The following is a 1,056-nucleotide window of genomic DNA, read 5'->3' as shown; positions in this document are numbered from 1 at the left end:
CAGCGCAACGGTCAGGATCAGCTCAGCGATCATCGGGACACCCCTTCCACGGCTGTCGGCCGTTCGAACGAAACCACTGTGGCAGGTCGCCGGCGCTGGCGAGGCCGCTTTCGGCAATACCGAGTGTTGCACTATGCGGAGATGGTGCAACACTGTAGGTATGGCGACTTCTCGACGACGGCACATGATCACCGAGACTGACGAGGTCAGTGACGCGCTCGCGGAAGCGGCTGAGCGCTGGCCTGGCCTTCCTCCTGCTGAGCTACTGCGCAAGCTGGTGGCCGAGGGTCACGCCGCGCTGCGCGCGTCTCTCGTGGCCGATCAGCGGGTCGTGGCGCAGACCAGTGGCGCCCTGACTGGGATCTTCCAGCCTGGGGATCTGGAGGCGTTGCGCGAGGAGTGGCCGGCGTGATGGTCGTGGATGCCTGCGTGCTCATCGCGCACCTGGATAGCAACGATGCACATCACGCCCGGGCCACTCGCCTGCTCACCGAGCTAGCTGGACAGCCCAAGATTGCCAGCGTGCTTACCCGTGCCGAAGTCCTGGTCGTCCCCGCCCGGCACGGCCGGCGCCGGGCCGCCGAAGAGATCCTTGACCGCCTCCGCATCCAGACGGCCGAGCTGCCCGCCGATGCTGCGGGGCAACTAGCCGAGCTGCGAGCGCACACTGGCCTCCGAATGCCGGACTGCTGCGTCCTGCTCACAGCGGAGCTGAACGGTCCGGCAGGTCTCGCAACGTTCGATGAGCGACTCGCAAAGGCAGCCGAGAACAGAGGAATTAAGGTCAGCCAGTGATCACACTGGCTGACACCATCCCCCGACCCGCCGCCCATCCGTCCCCCGTTCCTAGACTCGGCAGCTCCGTACGTCCACGCCGGCGGATGGGTCGTGCTCGCGGTCGCGCTGGTCGTGCTCCTGGCCTCGCTGCGCTACCGGCACTCGCTCGGCCACAACTTCGCCACGGCCACCGGCCTGAGCTTGGTCGCGCTCTGCTTCGGTGTCGCTTGTCAGTTCTTCTGATCACCTATCTAAGCCAAAGTAATTGCTGGTTAGCAC

3 protein-coding genes are annotated in these 1,056 nt (G+C 65.7%); all 3 read left to right on the top strand.

Going from position 1 to position 1,056, the window contains the following annotated elements:
- The first annotated feature begins 184 nt into the window (after window positions 1-184).
- The 3 genes from Ae505Ps2_RS29675 to Ae505Ps2_RS34135 all read left to right on the top strand — a co-directional run bounded on the left by Ae505Ps2_RS29675 (window position 185) and on the right by Ae505Ps2_RS34135 (window position 1,020).
- Entirely contained in the window at window positions 185-412 is a 228-nt protein-coding gene (locus tag Ae505Ps2_RS29675; RefSeq protein WP_212567743.1) for a hypothetical protein, read from the top strand.
- Window positions 412-795 (top strand): type II toxin-antitoxin system VapC family toxin, encoded by a 384-nt coding sequence (locus tag Ae505Ps2_RS29670; RefSeq protein ID WP_139320309.1) that lies wholly within the window; start codon window positions 412-414, stop codon window positions 793-795. The genes Ae505Ps2_RS29675 and Ae505Ps2_RS29670 overlap by 1 nt, the downstream gene beginning before the upstream one ends.
- Before the next feature lie 93 nt (window positions 796-888).
- Window positions 889-1,020: a hypothetical protein gene (locus tag Ae505Ps2_RS34135; protein ID WP_256371362.1), complete on the top strand. Its 132-nt coding sequence runs from the start codon at window positions 889-891 to the stop codon at window positions 1,018-1,020.
- Window positions 1,021-1,056: the final 36 nt, after the last annotated feature.

Origin of the sequence: Pseudonocardia sp. Ae505_Ps2 (genome assembly GCF_001932425.1) — a bacterium.
Lineage (GTDB): Bacteria > Actinomycetota > Actinomycetes > Mycobacteriales > Pseudonocardiaceae > Pseudonocardia.
Note: the sequence above shows the minus strand (reverse complement) of the source record. Positions and strands in the feature narration are given on the sequence as shown.